This is a genomic window from Steroidobacter sp., assembly GCF_016790065.1.
GTDB lineage: Bacteria > Pseudomonadota > Gammaproteobacteria > Steroidobacterales > Steroidobacteraceae > Steroidobacter.
In genome coordinates, this window is the sequence record NZ_JAEUPY010000838.1 from 19,936 (window position 1) to 35,494 (window position 15,559).

The window sequence follows — 15,559 nt, forward strand, 5'->3', positions numbered from 1 at the left end:
GGGTCTCCTTCGATGACAGCATCTTAGGGACCCGCCGCGCGCAACCAAGCGCAGTGTCCAATATATTGGCAAAGAGTCGCCGGCCTGGACAAACAGCGGCGCCAGCAACATTCAACGCTACAATTGCGGCATCGTCATGGATAAACCGGAATTAGTCGCCGAACACCTGGCTCGCAACCTGGTTGCGTTTCGTCAGGTGCGCAATCTCACTCAAGGCGCGTTGGCCAAGAGCGCCGACGTGCCGCGTTCGACCATTGCCAATCTGGAATCCAGCAACGGCAATCCCTCACTCACCGTGCTGGTGAAAGTGGCGAATGCTTTGGACGTGCCACTGGATGAACTACTCGCCTCGCCGCGGGCTAAAGTGCGCAAGTGGGCACGTGACGAGCTGGCCACGCAAAGTGCCGGCCGCGGTATTACCATTCGTTCGCTGATTCCGGAGCGCGTGCCGGATGAAGTGCTCAACGTGATGGACTTCGCGCCCGGCGCATCGATGCGCGGTTCACCGCACTTGCCGGGAACACGAGAGTTTTTTACGTGCCTGTCCGGCAACGTGACCATCTTTGTCGCCGGCGATCGGTTCGATCTCACCGCCGGCGATGTGTTGGCATTCCCAGGCAACGTGCCGCATTCGTATCGGAACACGGACACGAATAAGGCCGCGCAAGGAGTATCCGCAGTACTCTTCGCACGCGCCGGCGTGTAACTCAGCCGTCGGCGACCTTCAGCACCAGCTTGCCGAAATTCTCACCGCTGAACAGCTTCAACAACGTCTCGGGGAATGTTTCCAAGCCGTCGACGATGTCTTCGCGCGACTTGAGCTGCCCGCTCTTGTACCAGCCGCCCATCTCGCGCCCGGCGTCGGCATAACGGTCGGCGTAATCGAACACCACCATGCCGGTCATGCTGGCGCGATTGACCAGCAACGACAAATAGTTGGACGGCCCTTTCACACCGGTGGTGCTGTTGTACTGTGAGATCGCGCCGCAGATGATGATGCGCGCGCCACGGGCCAGCTGGGTCAGCACGATGTCCAGAATCTCGCCGCCGACATTGTCGAAATAAACATCCACGCCATTGGGGCAATGCTGGCGCAGCACTTTTTTGACGTCTTCGGATTTGTAATCGATGGCGGCATCGAAGCCGAGCGTTTGGGTCAGGTAATCGCACTTCTGTTTGCCGCCGGCGAGACCGACGACACGACAGCCTTTGAGCTTGGCGATCTGTCCGACAACCGTACCGACTGCACCAGCCGCGCCGGAAATCACCACCGTTTGCCCCGGTTGCGGCTTGCCGATATCCAGCAAACCGAAATACGCCGTCATGCCCGGCATGCCGAGCGTGCCCAAGTACACGGGCAACGGCGCCAGCGACGGATCGACTTTATTGAGCCCTTTGCCATCGAGCGTGGCGTACGCCTGCACGCCCAACGTGCCCTGCACGAAATCGCCCGCTTTGAAATTGGGATGCTTGGATTCGACGACTTTGCCGACACCGCCGGCGCGCATCACTTCGCCGAGCTGCACTGGCGGAATGTATGACTTGCCCTCGTTCATCCAGCCGCGCATCGCCGGATCGAGCGATAGATATAACGTCTTCACCAACACTTGGTTGTCGCCCGGAGCGCGCGCCGGTTCTTCGACAAAATTGAAGTCGGTACGTTTGACCGCGCCCACCGGCCGGGCTGCTAGACGGAACTGATGATTGAGCAAAGTCATGCTGGCTCCCCGACGCGCTGATCGAGCGCTATTCAAGCGTCATTGCTGGAGCCAAGCATACGGGATGTGGCCGCGAAAACTAGCGGCCCCTGCCCATCGACGCCGTTATTGCAGCGCTTATTGTTGGGGCGTCTCTTCGTCGTCGTCGACGTCGTCGCTGTCGTCTTCATCGCCGCAGTCCGCCCCCAGCCAACGCCCCTTGATGGTGCCTTTGATGGTGAACGCATCGGGGCCGTCGCCGGCCTTCAGGTCGAGCAGGCCGTTCATGGTTTCCGGCGTCGGCGTGGTCACTTTGAACAAGCCCGAGCCCTTGGTCTTGCCGGAGCACACCATGCGAATTTCCTGACTGGTGCGCGTGGTGCGCACGATGGTCTGGGTGCAGTCTTCGGCATTGGAGGAATGGAACGGCTTGTCCAGATCTTCCTGAGTGATGCATTCGCTGCTCACTTCCGGTTCCGGCTCTTCCGCGGCCGCCGCCTTCAGATCGGCCAGCATCTTGGCGCGCTGCTGCGGCGTCATTTTATCCAGCACGTCCTTGGGCAGCGGCGGCACGCCGCTGAAGCGGATGATGGAGGTCATTTCCCACAAGCCCAGCTTGACGTTGAGCCGCTCGGCATTGGCGCCGGCAGCGCTCAGCGTAACCAGAGCCAGAGCCGCTGCGGCGGTGATTTTGCAGATGTTCATGAAAGTTCTCTAGCAAGGAACGTGGTCCAGTGTCTCGACGTTCTTCAGGGCGTCATGCGAAGCATCGCCCGCCATGCCGGGAGATTTTTCACCCTAGAGGTGTGCTGTGGCAACTCGGAAACGTTCACGCGACGCCGGTGACTCTGCAGGCCCCATCCCGAAAGGCCAATCGGGCGGAGGTACAGTACAACGCCGGGATCGCGGCTCCCACAGCAACATCGTCATGGGCGTGCCCATCTCGAGCGCCGACAAAGTTCTGTGGCCCGATGACGGCGCTGGCCATGCAGTGACCAAGATCGAGTTGGCGCGCTATTACGAAAGCATGGGCGAGTGGCTTTTGCCGCACATCAAAGGCCGGCCCTGCTCGGTGATTCGCGCGCCCGACGGCATCGAGCATGAGCAGTTCTTCCAGCGCCATGCGATGCAAGGCACGTCGAGCTTGCTCACCTTGGTGCAGGTGCCTGGCGATCACAAACCTTACTTGCAGATCGATCGCGTCGAAGCGCTCGCCGCCATCGCGCAGTCCGCCGGCATCGAGCTGCATCCTTGGAATTGTCAGCCAGGCAAACCGGACACACCCGGGCGTCTAGTGTTCGATCTCGACCCCGGGCCCGATGTGGCATTCACGGCCGTCATCACCGCCGCCAAGGAAATCAAAGCTCGGCTCGAAGCATTGGGTTTGGTGGCGTTCTGCAAGACCACCGGCGGTAAAGGCTTGCACGTGGTCACCCCGCTGGCGGACTCGAAAAACAATCGACTCCAGTGGCCCGAGGCCAAAGCGTTCGCGCAAGCCGTCTGCACGCGTATGGCTGACGATCATCCTGATCTGTACTTGGTGAACATGGCGAAGAAGCTGCGCCACGGTCGCATCTTTCTCGACTATCTGCGCAACGATCGCCTGTCCACTGCGGTTGCGCCGCTGTCGCCTCGCGTTCGCGAAGGCGCGCCTGTGTCGATGCCAGTGAACTGGTCGAAGGTTCGCGCTGGCTTGGATCCCACTCGCTATACCGTGCGCACGGCGGCGGCGCATGTGGCCAAGGCGACTGAGTGGCGGAACTACTGCGATGCTGAACGGCCGCTGCAAGATGCGATTCGTAAGTTTGTTCAGGATGAGCCTTCGATGCGCACTCCCATGAAGAAATCTCGTATGAAGAAGAAGTCGTCCACCAAGAAGGCGCGCAAAACGGCCACCGGTCGTCGTCGAGACTCGAATCATTCGCACGCGCTGACGTAACATCCTCGCATGAGAAAACTTGCGGGTGGGTTGATCGTTCTGTGCTGTGCATGGGTGGCGATGCCAGCACTCGCCGCTATCGACGATGGCTTGAATCAGATTCGGCGCAAGGGCTGCGCCAAGCGGCCTGGCGTGGAGCAGCCGCTGCGTTCCAGTAAAGAATTGAATGCGGTGGCACGCGAGTGGTCCAAAGGCGGCCGGCTGCGCGAGGCGTTGGATCGCTCCGATTATCGGGCCACTCAGTCGGCGTCCATGCAGGTGCAAGGCTCGGCTGACCAGAAAGCCATTCTCGATGTGTTACGAGCCAACTACTGCGACACCATCACCGATCCTGCGTTCAAAGAGATTGGCGTGTTCCAACAGCGCAATGGGGTATGGGTTGTGGTCGCTGCGCCCTTCGCTACGCCGGCTGTCAAAGATGCTGCTGCGGTTAGTAAGAAGGTGCTGGCATTGGTGAATGCCGCTCGCTCCAAGGCTCGCAAATGTGGGCGGACGGAGTTCGCGGCGGTGCCTGCTGTGACGTTATCTGCGATGTTGAGTCGGGCTGCGTTGCTTCATACCCAGGACATGGCCAAGCGAGATTTCTTTGAGCACGTCGGCTCGGATGGCAGCAAGGTTAGCGATCGTGTTGCACGCGTCGATTACAAATGGCGCACGGTTGGCGAGAACATCGCCATCGGCGCGGAGACGCCGGAGAGTGTGGTGCAGGGTTGGATCGAGAGCCCTGGGCACTGTGCCAACATCATGAGCCCCGGCTTTACCGAGATGGGGATTGCGTTCGTGGTTGAGCGCAAGAGTGAGGCGGGGATTTATTGGACTCAAGTGTTTGCCGCGCCCCGATGAAGAGCAAGATTGTTTCGTTTCATCAGGATGAGGCTCGGGATTGGGTTGCGAGGTTGGCGTGTGGGCACAACCAGCATGTTCGTCACAATCCGCCTTGGGTGAGTCGGCCCTGGGTTGTCACTAACGAAGGGCGCGCCGCGGCCTTGGGCAGTGAGTTGGATTGCAAGAAGTGCGATGAGGGCAAGCCGGCAGACTAATGTTTTGCTGAGCTGAGAAAGACAGCGCCGAGGATGGGTCTCCTCGGCGCCGCTTCTCACCTTGCAACTTACTTACGCGATGCACTCATCGAGCCGTTGCCTTCGGCGCTGACTCCGCTGCGCGACGCAGACGCCGAACCGTTTCCATTACCCGCCAGATTCAACCCGCTCGCCGGCTTCTCAGCCGACTCAGACTGCGCCGGCGCCGCCGTATCGCTCGCCTTCGGCGTTGCGTCTTTCACCTGCTGAGTCGCGTTAGAAACATTGGCGCCTTCGAGTTGCACGTCGTTGATCGCACCGACGGCGCTGGCGGCAGCTGAAGAGGTCGTCGCAGTGGCGAGCTGGCGAGTCTCGCCAACCTTCTCTCGCGTCTCGCCGACTTTCTGTTTCGTCTGATCGACGCTCGAAGCAGCACGATCACGCACAGCGCCACCTGTATCACGCACACGACCCGTAGCCCGTTCAGCAGTATCGCGAGTGGTTCGGCGGAGGGTGCTCGTGTCGAGATCGGCACCAAGAGAGCCGTTCAAAGAACCCTGCGAGGTCATGTTCATGTCCCGCAGACCGCCGCCGAGCGTGCCACCCAAACCACCGCCGATTCCGCCCAGGACCTGAGCATTCACAGCGGCGCAATTCAGAGCAGCCGCCATCGCGATACCGATCAGAAAGTAACGAGTCTTCATAAGAATCTCCTGTCTCGGCGGCAGCCAATCTGCAGCCTTTGATAGGAGTACGAGGGCCAAAGTCGATTTCTTCCAGCGACCGCGAAAGATTTTTTATTTGACGTAATCAGGCGCTCAAGCCAGGGGGCGCCTAGCTCAGCGCGGGGCGGAGGCCAGCTGCTCGGATGGCCGCAGGTCGTTGCCGACCAGGCCGTTGCCATACACCTTATCGACACCCTTAGCGCCAAGATCCGTTGCCTGGGCAACGAGCGCAGCGACAGCCGCGTCGGCTTGTTCTTTATTTACAGCACTCAACTGCGCAGCCAACAAGCCAGCGACGATAGGCGCGGCGAATGATGTGCCACGAACTAAACCGAACGGCGACTCAACCCCGGCGGCCGACATGTTCGCGCCGGGCGCGGAGAAATCCACGTGCTTGCCTCGGCAAGCTTCAACGAGCACCCGCTGTTTCGCATCGACGCCGGTGACGGCGATGACTGCAGGATACGCAGCAGGGAATAAAGGCGGCGCACTGGGCCCGTCATTCCCCACAGCAGCGACGATCAAGTGACCTCGCGAGGTAACGACACGAACGATCTGTTCCAACAAAACATTGGGAGGTCCGACCAAACTGATATTGATGACGGGGACTTTCTCCCGCGACATCCAAGCGAAAGCTTCAGCCACTGAGTCGAGAGCGCCGCCGGTCGCGAGCCCGCAGTAAACATCGGCAGCAAACAACTCTGCGCCCGGCGCGGCGCCATGAAACACATCGCCTCGTCCAACTAATAAGGAAGCCACGGCCGTTCCGTGAGCGCTAGGAATGCCGCCACCAGCACAACCATGCTCGTGCACGACCACGCCGTCAAAAACAGAATGCGACCGCTGCACACCACCGTCGATCAAACCGACCTTGGCCGCGACTACGCCGCCGCCCGTCGCACCGAGCGTCGCTGCGGGGGCCGCAGGCCCAACTTCCCCACTCTCCAAATAGACATGGTTGTAATCGTAGGTCCCCTCGGGATCCTCTCTGCGCAAGCGCTCGAGAGCGCGGCGGGTGGACATGCCAGGCGGCGCCTGTAGAACCACGATGGAGACATCCAACCCCTCGAGCGTCCGAGTCCGCCCAACGCCGAAGCCGGCAGCACGAGCGCGATCGAGCGCGGCCGGAGTGGGCGACAGCGCGACGACTTCGCTGCGAACGATGGGCGCACCCCGAGGGTCGGCTTCCAACACCGTCCGGTTGGAACGCAGTAAGTTCCGAATCCGCAGTTGCCGCACTTCGCTTAGCCGAGCCCCCACATCGGCCTGATCAAGCACCCCATTCACGGTCCGATTGAGCGAATCGGTAGGCAGCCCAGGCAGATTAGGCACCTGCACCGGCGGCAACGCGATCTGCGCGTGCGCGGACGAACCTGCCGCCAGCAGCAACAGCGCACAGACAAACAGGGGAAAGCGCCTGGTCGGTAACATGAGTACGGTCAACGGCCCAAGTAGGCCACCTTCAGCATATACGTGCCGCCAGCCAAAATCCTTCCGCGCCGGTCGCGGAATTCGGCACAATTATTTGTCAGCCTGGTATTTGTCGACGTGTGGAATAAACCCAACCCGCCACTCGTATTCATGAGTGAGACCTGAAACACACATGACGGCCTCTGTGGAGCAAGTTCGAGCTCAGATCGTGGCACTGCTGCCTCGGCTGCGTCGTTTCGGTCGCACCATCACCCATCACGCCTCGGACGCGGATGACTTGGTGCAGATCGCGATCGAGCGCGCCCTGTTACGCCATGAGCAATGGCGGCCGGAGTCGCCGTTTCATAGCTGGATGTTCGGCATCATGCGCAACGCTTGGATCGACGAAGCTCGCGCTCGCAGCCGCAGAGGCCAAGTGTTGGCGCCGGAGGAAGCTGGCCTCGATGTCGGTGACAACGCCAGCGAAGCGCAGCAGCGGCTGTTGTCAGTGCAAAGGGCGATGGCCTCGCTGCCCGAGGAGCAACGCCTGGCGGTGGCGCTGGTGTTGATCGAAGGGCTTTCTTACAAGGAAGCCGCCGAGGCCTTGGACGTGCCGATAGGAACATTGACGAGCCGGCTGGCACGCGGCCGCGAGGCCCTGCAGAAGCAGCTGGAGTGAAGGTGGACCATGCAGTTCTCGGATGAAACCTTGATGGCCTATGCCGACGGCGAAGTCGACGCCGACCTGCGCCGGCAAATCGAAGCGGCGATGGCGCTCGATCCCGCCATCGCCGAGCGCGTGAACAAGCATCGCGGCTTGCGAGCCGATCTGGGCGCGGCCTTCGGTGGCGTGCTCGATGAGCCGATTCCGAATCGCCTGCTCGATGCGGCCGCCGCGTCGCCGGCTGCGGCCAACTACGCAAGCATCACTGATTTGAGTGAAGCGCGAGCCGCCAAGCAACGCGCGGCGCATCCGAAGCGACGTTGGTCGTGGCCCGAGTGGGGCACCATTGCGGCCACCTTGGTCATCGGTATTCTCGCCGGGCGCACAGCGCTGCAGCCGTCGCAGTCTGATTTGTTTGCAACGGCCGATGGCATCGTCGCGCGGGGCGAACTGTCAGCCGCACTCACCGATCAAGTCGGCGCAGCGTCCGACGAGGCGAAGATCAAGATCGGCCTCACGTTCAAAGATCAGAGCGGTGAGTACTGCCGCAGCTTCATGACGGACTCCGCAGCAGGTTTCGCCTGTCGCACGGGCGGCGCATGGAAGGTACGCGCATTGAGCGAAGGCACTTTCGACAAGCAGACCGGCGAATATCGCATGGCAGGCTCGGAGCTGCCGCCGGCCATCCTCACAGCGATTGAACACAACATGGCGGGCGAGGCTCTGGATGCCGAACAAGAACAGGCAGCCCAGGCACGCGACTGGAAACAATAGCCAGAAACTGAGACCGGCCTGCAGCGGCGCCGGCCCGGTGCCACTACAATTCGGTCATGGATCCCCTGCTCCAAGACCAACCGACGGCGGGCCGGCGCTTTCAAAAACGCTGGCTGTGGTGGGCATTCCTCGCGTGGTGGGTGGCCGTTGCGACGTGGAATGTGGTGAAGCCCATGCCGCCGGGCACCGACGTGACGTCCGCTACGGTCGCCGTCGACGCCAGCGATGTGCAGTTTCTCTACGACCTGAGCACCAACTCGCCCACCGGCAAGCCGGTGCGTGAACAGCGCATCTTCGATGAAGTGTTCGGCATCGTGGACCAGGCGCAGTCGTTCCTGGTCGCCGACTTTTTCCTGATCAACGACATGATGGGCGCGGATGCAGGCGTGCATCGGCGCCTCAGCCGAGAACTGGCGGATCGCTTGCTGGCACGTAAAGCGGCGCAGCCCGAGCTGGCGATTCTGTTGATCACCGATCCCATCAATGACATTTACGGCGGCCTGCCGTCGGCGCTGTTGAATGAGCTGCGCGCGGCCGGCATCGACGTGGTGAACACCGACCTCGATCCGTTGCGCGATTCCAATCCCGCGTACTCGGCGCTGTGGCGCATGTTTCTGCAATGGTGGGGCAACGCGCCGGACGGCGGTTCAATGGCCAACCCATTCGGCTCGGACAAAGCCAAGCCGATCACCTTGCGCAGTTGGTTGGCGATGGCCAATTTCAAAGCCAACCATCGCAAGGTCATCGCCGCCGATCGGGCCGACGGCAGTCTGACGGCGCTGGTGACTTCAGCGAATCCGCACGATGGCAGCAGCTCGCATTCCAACGTGGCGCTTCGCTTCAACGGGCCGCTAGTTCAAGACATCGTCAACAGCGAAATGGCGGTGGCGCGCTTCTCGGGATGGAAGGGCCATGTGTACGCAACTCCACCGAGTCAGGCCGCCGCGACGACGCCGACCGATCCGGTGCAGCTGCAATTCCTGACTGAAGAGGCAATTCGCGATCATCTGCTCGGCGCCATCGACACCACGCGCAACGGCGACGCCGTCAGTATCGCGACGTTTTATATTTCCGATCGCAAGATCATGCAGAGCTTGGTCAGTGCAGCGGCGCGCGGCGTGAAGGTTCGTTTGATCCTGGATCCGAATCGCGATGCCTTCGGGCGGCAGAAAGACGGCGTGCCGAATCGGCCGGTGGCCAACGAACTGGTGAACCGCAGCGGCGACAAGATTCAAGTGCGTTGGTATCGCACCCACGGCGAACAATTTCACACCAAGCTGGCGTTGGTGACCCACGGCGAGCGGCTGATCGTGTCGCTGGGCTCGGCCAATCTCACCAGCCGGAACATCGGCAACTACAACTTGGAAGCCAATGTGGGGCTGGAGTTGAGCGCCACGTCAGCGCTGGGCATAGAAATGATCGGTTACTTCGATCGGCTGTGGAACAACGACGGCCCATCCGGCACCGGCTTCACCGCCGACTACGGCGCCTGGCGCGATGACGATACCGGCCGATACTGGCGTTATCGCTTGATGGAAGCCACCGGGCTGAGCACGTTCTAGGCTGGCGAACGCATCGGCATCGACCCAAGCCACCGACGTTCGTTTGCCCTTTTGTCGCTGATGATAACGATGCTGCCAGGGAGGCACGCGATCGCTCGGATCCAGCGCCCATAGTCCGCGACGGCTGGCACGCGCCGCTTCTTCCAACGCAATCAACGATTGGTCGTGCACGGTGCGGCGATACACCCATACATGTCCATCGCGCACCAGCGCTTTGGCAACGTCGAGTCGATCCGGCTCGCGATACACGCGCACCACTTTACGACCGTAGCAATCGGTCTCGATCACATCGACGAAGACATTCCGGTCGCCGATGAGTGCGACCAACGCGGCACGCGCGGTGTTGCCATAGGGTTGATCTTTCTCCGGCGCGTCGATGTCTTGCAGACGAACATCGACATCGCGGCCCTTGGCCGGACGCACCAGGAAACTATCGCCATCGAAGATTTTGCGAACTGTGCCGGCAAAGTCTTGCTCATCGGCGTGCGCGACCGCAGTCAGCAACAAGCACGCGCCTGCCAACAACAACCGAGTTCTATTTAACAGCGTGGGCATCGGACATCGGGCCACCCAACGGGGTGGCGGATCATTGCTGAGAACGAACTTCCGCAGTCTCGCCATGCGCTTTGCGTAAAGCCGGCTGATCGGTCGCGACCGCCGTCGCCGTCTGTTGCGCCAGATCCAGCGCCACCTTTTGCGAGGCCGACTCGAACGCCGCCACTACGGTGCTCATGCGCTCTTCGGTCGCAGCGACGCGGGCATCGCTGGTGACAGTGGCGACCAACTTACGATCGACGATACGGATCAAGCGACCGATGATGGCTACGTGTGCTTCTGGAATCGCGCCACGTGCGTAATCCGATTCAAAGTGTCGCACTTCGATATCGAGCATGTAGTCGCTGGCGACGCGCGCCTGTTCGGCCGTGACGCTACGAAACAGCTTCTGATCCTGCAGCGTGCTGACCAGCATGCTCTGCACGACTTCCACCGTTCGGCCGCCCCAGCGCGCACCTCGGTAATAGTCGAGCTGACGACCTTTGAGCACAGCGATACGGTCGGTATCCAAGCCCGGCGCGAAGTCCGGACGAGCGATGGAGATATCGACCTGAGTCGCCTGCACGCCGCTGAGCGAGCCGGCTGGTGCCGAAGCAATCACATAGCCGGTGGGCACCGGAGTGTCGCTGTCGAACAGCGAGCCGGTGCTACAAGCGGCACAGGACAATGCAACAGCGGCCAACAGTGCAGTTCTCACGCGCGCGCTCATGGCTTGATCTCGACGCCGCTCTGTTGCGGCTCATACAAAATCTGCGACGGGTTTTCCTGCAGGCTGCGCGACAGATCGCGGAATTCGCGCGCTGCCTGGCGCGTCTCACGCATCAGCCGTTCCAGCTCGAACAAGCCCTGCTCGGTGAAATTGCCCAACTGCACTTCGCTCTTTTGAGTGAAGCGATCGACGCGCGACGACGCTTCGGCGAGATTGTTGGCGATGTCGTTCATGCGAGCCAGAGCGGTCTGCACTTCCGGCCGGGCGTCGTTGGTCATGCCCCGCAACGATTCAGCGGCGCCGTGCAGCTCGACCACCGTGGAGCGCAACTCCGTGACCAGCTGCTGCACGTCCTTGGCGGTTTTCGGCATGCTGACCATGGTGTCTCGCATGCCCTTGATGGACTCGGCGATGCCATTGAGATTGTCATCCGACACCACGCGCGAAATGCGTTCCAGCAAGGTGTTCGCCCGTCCCATCATTTCCGGCAAGCTGGCCAGGAACGCATCGAAGTCCGACTCGACCGCTTCGATCACTGGATACTGCGAGCCTTGCTGGAGCGGCGCGTTGCGGTCCACGTCGGACGCTTCTTTCAAGTTCACATACAGCAGACCGGTGACGCCCTGCAGGCCGAGGCTGGCGCGCGTCGCTGCGGAGATGGGTGCGGTCTGGTCGACTTCGACCACCACGTGCACGCGAGTGGCATTGCTGGAGTCGATGGCGAGCCGGCGCACGCGGCCGACATCGACGCCGAGGAAACGCACCGGGCTGCCGCGATCCAGGCCGCTGACCGAGCCGGTGAAATAAATCTCGTAACGTTTGTATTCACGGCCGTCGTTGGCGTCCGTGTACCAGAGCACAAAGCCCACCCCCATGGCGATCACCAGCAGGATGAAGGCACCGACCGCAACGTAATGAGCGTCTCTTTCCATGGCGGGTTACCGAGCGCGCTCGCTGGATCCGGGGGCAGGGTCGCCGGCAGCAGCCGCCTGCGCCGCGCGCGACCGCGGGCCGTGGAAGTACTCCTGAATCCACGGATGTGGGTTATTCATGATGCCGTCGAGCGTATCGACCACGATTTTTCTGTCAACCAGCACCGCTACTCGATTACAGGTGGCCAGCAGCGTATCCAGGTCGTGGGTGATCATCACGATGGTCAGTCTCAGGCCGCGATGCAGATAGGTCACCAGCTCATCGAAGCTGGCGGCGGAAATGGGATCCAGCCCGGCGGTGGGCTCGTCGAGGAACAACAAGGCGGGATCCAGGGCCAGGGAGCGAGCCAGCGCGGCCCGCTTCACCATGCCGCCGGACAGCTGCGAGGGCAGCTTGGCGCCCGCATCCACCGGCAACCCGACCATGCGCAGCCTCAATTCGGTCAGCGCTTCCAACGCAGCCGGCGACGCGTCGAAGTACTCGCGGATGGGCAGTTGAATGTTTTCTGCCACGCTTAGCGAACTGAACAGCGCGCCGTGCTGGAAGGTCACGCCGTAACGCCGTTTGACGGACAGCAGTTCCGCCTCGCTCATCTGGGTGATGTCGCGGCCTTCGATCAACACTTGCCCGGACGAGGGCCGTTGCAGACCGAGCATGGTCCGGAGCAACACCGACTTGCCGCTGCCCGAACCGCCGACGATGCCGAGCACTTCGCCGGGCATCACGTCGATATTGACCCCGTCATGCACGACCTGTTTGCCGAAACGGTTGACGAGGTTGCGCACCGAGATGATGGGCCCCTCTTGATTCGAGTTTGGCTGGTCCGTGCTCATGCTCAGAAATCCAGCTCCACGAATACCACCGCGAAAATCGCGTCGGCGAAGATCACCAGGAAGATCGACTGCACCACGGCGACGGTGGTGAGACGACCCAGCTCGCGCGATGAATCTCGCACCTGCATGCCGCGATACGTGCCGACCAGCGCGATCAACAACGCGAACACCGGCGCCTTGATCAAACCCGCCCAGAAGGTAGTGGGCGACAGCGCGTCTTGCACCCGAGGAATGAACTGTTCCAGTGAGATGTCCAACAGCATCGACGACAGCAACGCGCCGCCGGCCAACCCCATGGCGTCAGCGATGACAGTCAGCAGCGGCAACGCAATCAGCAGGCCGATCAGCCGCGGCACCACCAGCACTTCATAAAAATCCACCCCCATGGATTGGAGCGCGTCGATCTCGTCATTGAGCCGCATCACGCCGATCTCGGCGGCGAAGGCACTGCCGGAACGGCCGGCGACGATGATGGACGTGAGCAGCACGCCCATTTCACGCAGCACCGAGATCGCCACCAGATCGACGGTGAAAATCTCCGCACCGAACTGTTGGAGCTGTTGCGCGCCCAAGTACGCCACGATGACGCTGATCAGGAATGCGATCAGCGACACGATGGGAATGGCCTGGATGCCCGTCTCATAGACATGCCGGGCGATCGACGGCAGCCGCAGGTGATGAAGGCTGCGCATGGCGCGTAACGCGGTCATGCTGATGCGGCCGAAGAAGCCGACGGCATCTCGCGTCTGCTTAGCGTGCTGTACCGAGGTGCGGCCGATCCAAACGATGGCGTCGCGCAGCGTTCCGCCGCCGCTCGGCGTGGCGGGCTTGCCGGCATTCTTCTGGAGCAACTCGTCGAGGAAGGCGAAGTGCGGCGGCGGCTCGCCCACCACCTCGAACTGCCCGCCCTTGCCGTGCTCCAGCCAGTTGCGCAGCAGCCAGGCGCCGGACAAATCCAATGTTTCGATGCCGCTGAAATCCAGCCGGGTGTGCCCTTCGGCACTGAGTTGCGCCAGCGTGCTTTCGATCTCGCGAACATTGTCGATGCACCAGGCGCCGCGGAGTCGCAGCGTCTGCCCATCGCCAGAGGGTTCCGATTCGAATAACACCGGAGGCTTTACCGTCGCTCAGTGGAGACGCGCGCAAGATTAACAGAACTGCAAGGCCGCCTTCAGACCTGGGGCGCATCGCGTTATCCTCGACCCTCCTAACTGTTGAGCCGGATCTGCGATGAACGAGGTCGAGCGTTTGGTCGATGCCACTTATCTGGGCAACACCTTGTGGCAGTGGACGGTGGCCGCCAGCATCGCAGTGGGCGTTTTTTTCCTGCTGCTGCTGATCCGCCGCGCCATTCGTACACGGTACGAAGCACTGGCCGCGACGCCGGAGGTGGAGTTTCTAGAGCTGCCCTTCAAAGTCGCCGCCCGCACCACGGTGCTGACCATCACGGTGGCCTCGCTGTTCGTCGGTGCGCAATGGCTGACCCTGCCGCCGTCAGTGAACAAGGCCTTGGTCACCCTGGTCACCATCAACATCTTCTGGCAGATCGGGCTGTGGGCCACCATCGCCGTGATCGCGGGCCTGGAACGTAAGCAACGCGCCACGCTCGCGACCGATGCGGCTGCAGCCAGCTCGCTCGGCGTCATCGGCTTCCTGGCACGCGCCACCATCTGGTCGTTCGTGCTGTTGCTGACCCTGGACAACCTGGGGATTCAGATCAAACCGCTGCTGGCCGGCTTGGGTATCGGCGGTATCGCGGTGGCATTGGCGGCGCAGAACATTCTGGGCGACCTGTTCGCGTCGCTGTCGATCACGCTGGATCGGCCGTTCGTGGTCGGCGACTCGCTGCAAGTGGACGAGTTCAACGGCACGGTTGAATACATCGGCGTGAAGAGCACTCGTCTGCGCAGCGTGAACGGCGAGCAGATCATCATGCCGAACGCCAATCTGCTCAGCAGCCGCGTTCGTAACAACTCGCGCATGAACACGCGCCGGGTGGTGATCAATCTGAGCATCGATCAACAGACCGAATTGGAAAAGTTGCAGGCCATTCCGGTCAAGCTGCGCGAGTTGATCGAATCGCATCAGCCCATTCGCTTCGACCGCGCGCACTTCAACAAGATCGGCGCGTCCTCATTCGACTTCGAAGCCGTGTACATCGTGCTGACGCCGGACTACGCCAAGCACATGGAAATCCTGCAGGACATCAATCTGCGGCTGGTGGAATGGTTCAGAAAGGAAGCGATCACGCTGTCGACGCCCCAACGCGTCTACTACGTGGATCAGCAGCCGCACACCGTGCAGTCGAGCCTGGTGAGCGAGAAGACGCTGCCAGCGTCGAGAGACAGCTGAGCTACTGAACTTACTTGGCGCTGCCGATGGCGCGGACGCGGTTCTCTGCAGCTTGCGTCTGCTCCAGCGCTTCCATGAAGCGTCGCGTCCAGGCAGCGATGTCGTTACGCCGAAGCACTTTCATCATGTCGGCGTGACGCTCGCGACGTTCGTTGAGCGGCATCGACAATGCAGCCTGCATCGCATGACTGACCCCGCGCACGTCGTAGGGATTCACTAGTAACGCGGCCGTTAGTTCACGCGCTGCGCCGGCCAGGTTCGACAAGATCAATACACCTGGATCGGCCGGATCCTGCGCGGCCACGAATTCTTTGGCCACCAGGTTCATGCCATCGCGCAACGGCGTCACCAAGCCGACCTTGGCGGCGCGAATGAAGCCCATCAAGG

The 15,559-nt window shown here is 61.6% G+C and carries 16 protein-coding genes and 2 pseudogenes; 8 read left to right on the top strand and 10 right to left on the bottom strand.

Features of this window, described 5'->3' with window-relative positions:
* Positions 1-136: 136 nt before the first annotated feature.
* Positions 137-706: a helix-turn-helix domain-containing protein gene (locus JNL55_RS33685; RefSeq protein ID WP_293865177.1), complete on the top strand. Its 570-nt coding sequence runs from the start codon at positions 137-139 to the stop codon at positions 704-706.
* Between the two features lies 1 nt (position 707).
* On the opposite strand, the gene JNL55_RS33690 is transcribed toward JNL55_RS33685, so the two are convergent.
* Together JNL55_RS33690 and JNL55_RS33695 are read right to left on the bottom strand one after the other, a co-directional pair.
* Positions 708-1,718, bottom strand: coding sequence for an NADP-dependent oxidoreductase (locus JNL55_RS33690; RefSeq protein WP_293865179.1), 1,011 nt, complete (start codon positions 1,716-1,718; stop codon positions 708-710).
* A 117-nt stretch (positions 1,719-1,835) separates the two neighbouring features.
* The gene (locus JNL55_RS33695) at positions 1,836-2,402 is read right to left on the bottom strand and encodes a DUF3617 domain-containing protein (RefSeq protein WP_293865181.1); all 567 of its coding nucleotides are present in this window, start codon (positions 2,400-2,402) and stop codon (positions 1,836-1,838) included.
* A gap of 220 nt (positions 2,403-2,622) precedes the next feature.
* Between JNL55_RS33695 and ligD the strand changes: the two are divergent.
* From ligD to JNL55_RS37590, 3 genes and pseudogenes are all read left to right on the top strand, one after another.
* Positions 2,623-3,501 (top strand): annotated as a pseudogene (gene ligD, locus JNL55_RS33700) (non-homologous end-joining DNA ligase); the annotation flags it as partial.
* Positions 3,502-3,645: 144 nt separating this feature from the next.
* Complete coding sequence (locus JNL55_RS33705) at positions 3,646-4,479, top strand: CAP domain-containing protein (RefSeq protein WP_293865185.1); 834 nt, start codon at positions 3,646-3,648, stop codon at positions 4,477-4,479.
* Positions 4,476-4,676 carry a DUF3565 domain-containing protein gene (locus tag JNL55_RS37590; protein ID WP_293865187.1) on the top strand — a complete coding sequence of 67 codons (201 nt, stop codon included), beginning with the start codon at positions 4,476-4,478 and terminating at the stop codon, positions 4,674-4,676. Before JNL55_RS33705 ends, JNL55_RS37590 begins: the two co-directional genes overlap by 4 nt.
* A gap of 68 nt (positions 4,677-4,744) precedes the next feature.
* Here the strand turns inward: JNL55_RS37590 and JNL55_RS33715 are convergent, their stop codons facing one another.
* Entirely contained in the window at positions 4,745-5,359 is a 615-nt protein-coding gene (locus JNL55_RS33715; RefSeq protein WP_293865189.1) for a hypothetical protein, read from the bottom strand.
* A 135-nt stretch (positions 5,360-5,494) separates the two neighbouring features.
* Positions 5,495-6,811, bottom strand: coding sequence for a S8 family serine peptidase (locus JNL55_RS33720; protein ID WP_293865191.1), 1,317 nt, complete (start codon positions 6,809-6,811; stop codon positions 5,495-5,497).
* A gap of 172 nt (positions 6,812-6,983) precedes the next feature.
* Between JNL55_RS33720 and JNL55_RS33725 the strand changes: the two genes are divergently transcribed.
* The 3 genes from JNL55_RS33725 to JNL55_RS33735 are packed head-to-tail and all read left to right on the top strand — an operon-like array spanning position 6,984 to position 9,790.
* Positions 6,984-7,469 carry an RNA polymerase sigma factor gene (locus tag JNL55_RS33725; protein ID WP_293865193.1) on the top strand — a complete coding sequence of 162 codons (486 nt, stop codon included), beginning with the start codon at positions 6,984-6,986 and terminating at the stop codon, positions 7,467-7,469.
* Positions 7,470-7,478: 9 nt separating this feature from the next.
* A complete protein-coding gene (locus JNL55_RS33730; RefSeq protein WP_293865195.1) occupies positions 7,479-8,228 on the top strand; it encodes an anti-sigma factor family protein in 750 nt (249 codons plus the stop codon).
* Between the two features lie 56 nt (positions 8,229-8,284).
* A complete protein-coding gene (locus JNL55_RS33735; protein WP_293865197.1) occupies positions 8,285-9,790 on the top strand; it encodes a phospholipase D-like domain-containing protein in 1,506 nt (501 codons plus the stop codon).
* Between the two features lie 117 nt (positions 9,791-9,907).
* On the opposite strand, the pseudogene JNL55_RS33740 reads toward JNL55_RS33735, so the two are convergent.
* The 5 genes and pseudogenes from JNL55_RS33740 to JNL55_RS33760 form a co-directional block, all read right to left on the bottom strand.
* Positions 9,908-10,411, bottom strand: a pseudogene (locus JNL55_RS33740) (thermonuclease family protein); the annotation flags it as partial.
* Positions 10,377-11,042 carry an ABC-type transport auxiliary lipoprotein family protein gene (locus tag JNL55_RS33745; RefSeq protein WP_293865199.1) on the bottom strand — a complete coding sequence of 222 codons (666 nt, stop codon included), beginning with the start codon at positions 11,040-11,042 and terminating at the stop codon, positions 10,377-10,379. The gene JNL55_RS33745 and the pseudogene JNL55_RS33740, both read right to left, overlap by 35 nt.
* 8 nt (positions 11,043-11,050) lie before the next feature.
* A complete protein-coding gene (locus JNL55_RS33750; protein WP_293865201.1) occupies positions 11,051-11,986 on the bottom strand; it encodes an MlaD family protein in 936 nt (311 codons plus the stop codon).
* Positions 11,987-11,992: 6 nt separating this feature from the next.
* Positions 11,993-12,820, bottom strand: a complete 828-nt coding sequence (locus tag JNL55_RS33755) for an ABC transporter ATP-binding protein (protein ID WP_293865203.1) — start codon at positions 12,818-12,820, stop codon at positions 11,993-11,995.
* A gap of 2 nt (positions 12,821-12,822) precedes the next feature.
* Positions 12,823-13,929 (bottom strand): ABC transporter permease, encoded by a 1,107-nt coding sequence (locus JNL55_RS33760; protein WP_293865205.1) that lies wholly within the window; start codon positions 13,927-13,929, stop codon positions 12,823-12,825.
* Positions 13,930-14,050: 121 nt separating this feature from the next.
* Between JNL55_RS33760 and JNL55_RS33765 the strand changes: the two genes are divergently transcribed.
* Entirely contained in the window at positions 14,051-15,172 is a 1,122-nt protein-coding gene (locus tag JNL55_RS33765) for a mechanosensitive ion channel family protein (protein ID WP_293865207.1), read from the top strand.
* A gap of 10 nt (positions 15,173-15,182) precedes the next feature.
* Here the strand turns inward: JNL55_RS33765 and JNL55_RS33770 are convergent.
* Positions 15,183-15,559, bottom strand: a 377-nt coding sequence (locus JNL55_RS33770) for a trehalose-6-phosphate synthase (RefSeq protein WP_293865209.1), incomplete at its 5' end; no start/stop codon positions are given.

Bases quoted from the DNA above. Each gene is read 5' to 3' on its own strand.
- JNL55_RS33735 (WP_293865197.1), top strand. From the start codon at position 8,285: ATGGATCCCCTGCTCCAAGACCAACCGACGGCGGGCCGGCGCTTTCAA.
- JNL55_RS33690 (WP_293865179.1), bottom strand. From the start codon at position 1,718: ATGACTTTGCTCAATCATCAGTTCCGTCTAGCAGCCCGGCCGGTGGGC.
- JNL55_RS33685 (WP_293865177.1), top strand. From the start codon at position 137: ATGGATAAACCGGAATTAGTCGCCGAACACCTGGCTCGCAACCTGGTT.
- JNL55_RS33705 (WP_293865185.1), top strand. From the start codon at position 3,646: ATGAGAAAACTTGCGGGTGGGTTGATCGTTCTGTGCTGTGCATGGGTG.
- JNL55_RS33715 (WP_293865189.1), bottom strand. From the start codon at position 5,359: ATGAAGACTCGTTACTTTCTGATCGGTATCGCGATGGCGGCTGCTCTG.
- JNL55_RS33720 (WP_293865191.1), bottom strand. From the start codon at position 6,811: ATGTTACCGACCAGGCGCTTTCCCCTGTTTGTCTGTGCGCTGTTGCTG.
- JNL55_RS33750 (WP_293865201.1), bottom strand. From the start codon at position 11,986: ATGGAAAGAGACGCTCATTACGTTGCGGTCGGTGCCTTCATCCTGCTG.
- JNL55_RS33765 (WP_293865207.1), top strand. From the start codon at position 14,051: ATGAACGAGGTCGAGCGTTTGGTCGATGCCACTTATCTGGGCAACACC.
- JNL55_RS33725 (WP_293865193.1), top strand. From the start codon at position 6,984: ATGACGGCCTCTGTGGAGCAAGTTCGAGCTCAGATCGTGGCACTGCTG.
- JNL55_RS33730 (WP_293865195.1), top strand. From the start codon at position 7,479: ATGCAGTTCTCGGATGAAACCTTGATGGCCTATGCCGACGGCGAAGTC.
- JNL55_RS33695 (WP_293865181.1), bottom strand. From the start codon at position 2,402: ATGAACATCTGCAAAATCACCGCCGCAGCGGCTCTGGCTCTGGTTACG.
- JNL55_RS37590 (WP_293865187.1), top strand. From the start codon at position 4,476: ATGAAGAGCAAGATTGTTTCGTTTCATCAGGATGAGGCTCGGGATTGG.
- JNL55_RS33755 (WP_293865203.1), bottom strand. From the start codon at position 12,820: ATGAGCACGGACCAGCCAAACTCGAATCAAGAGGGGCCCATCATCTCG.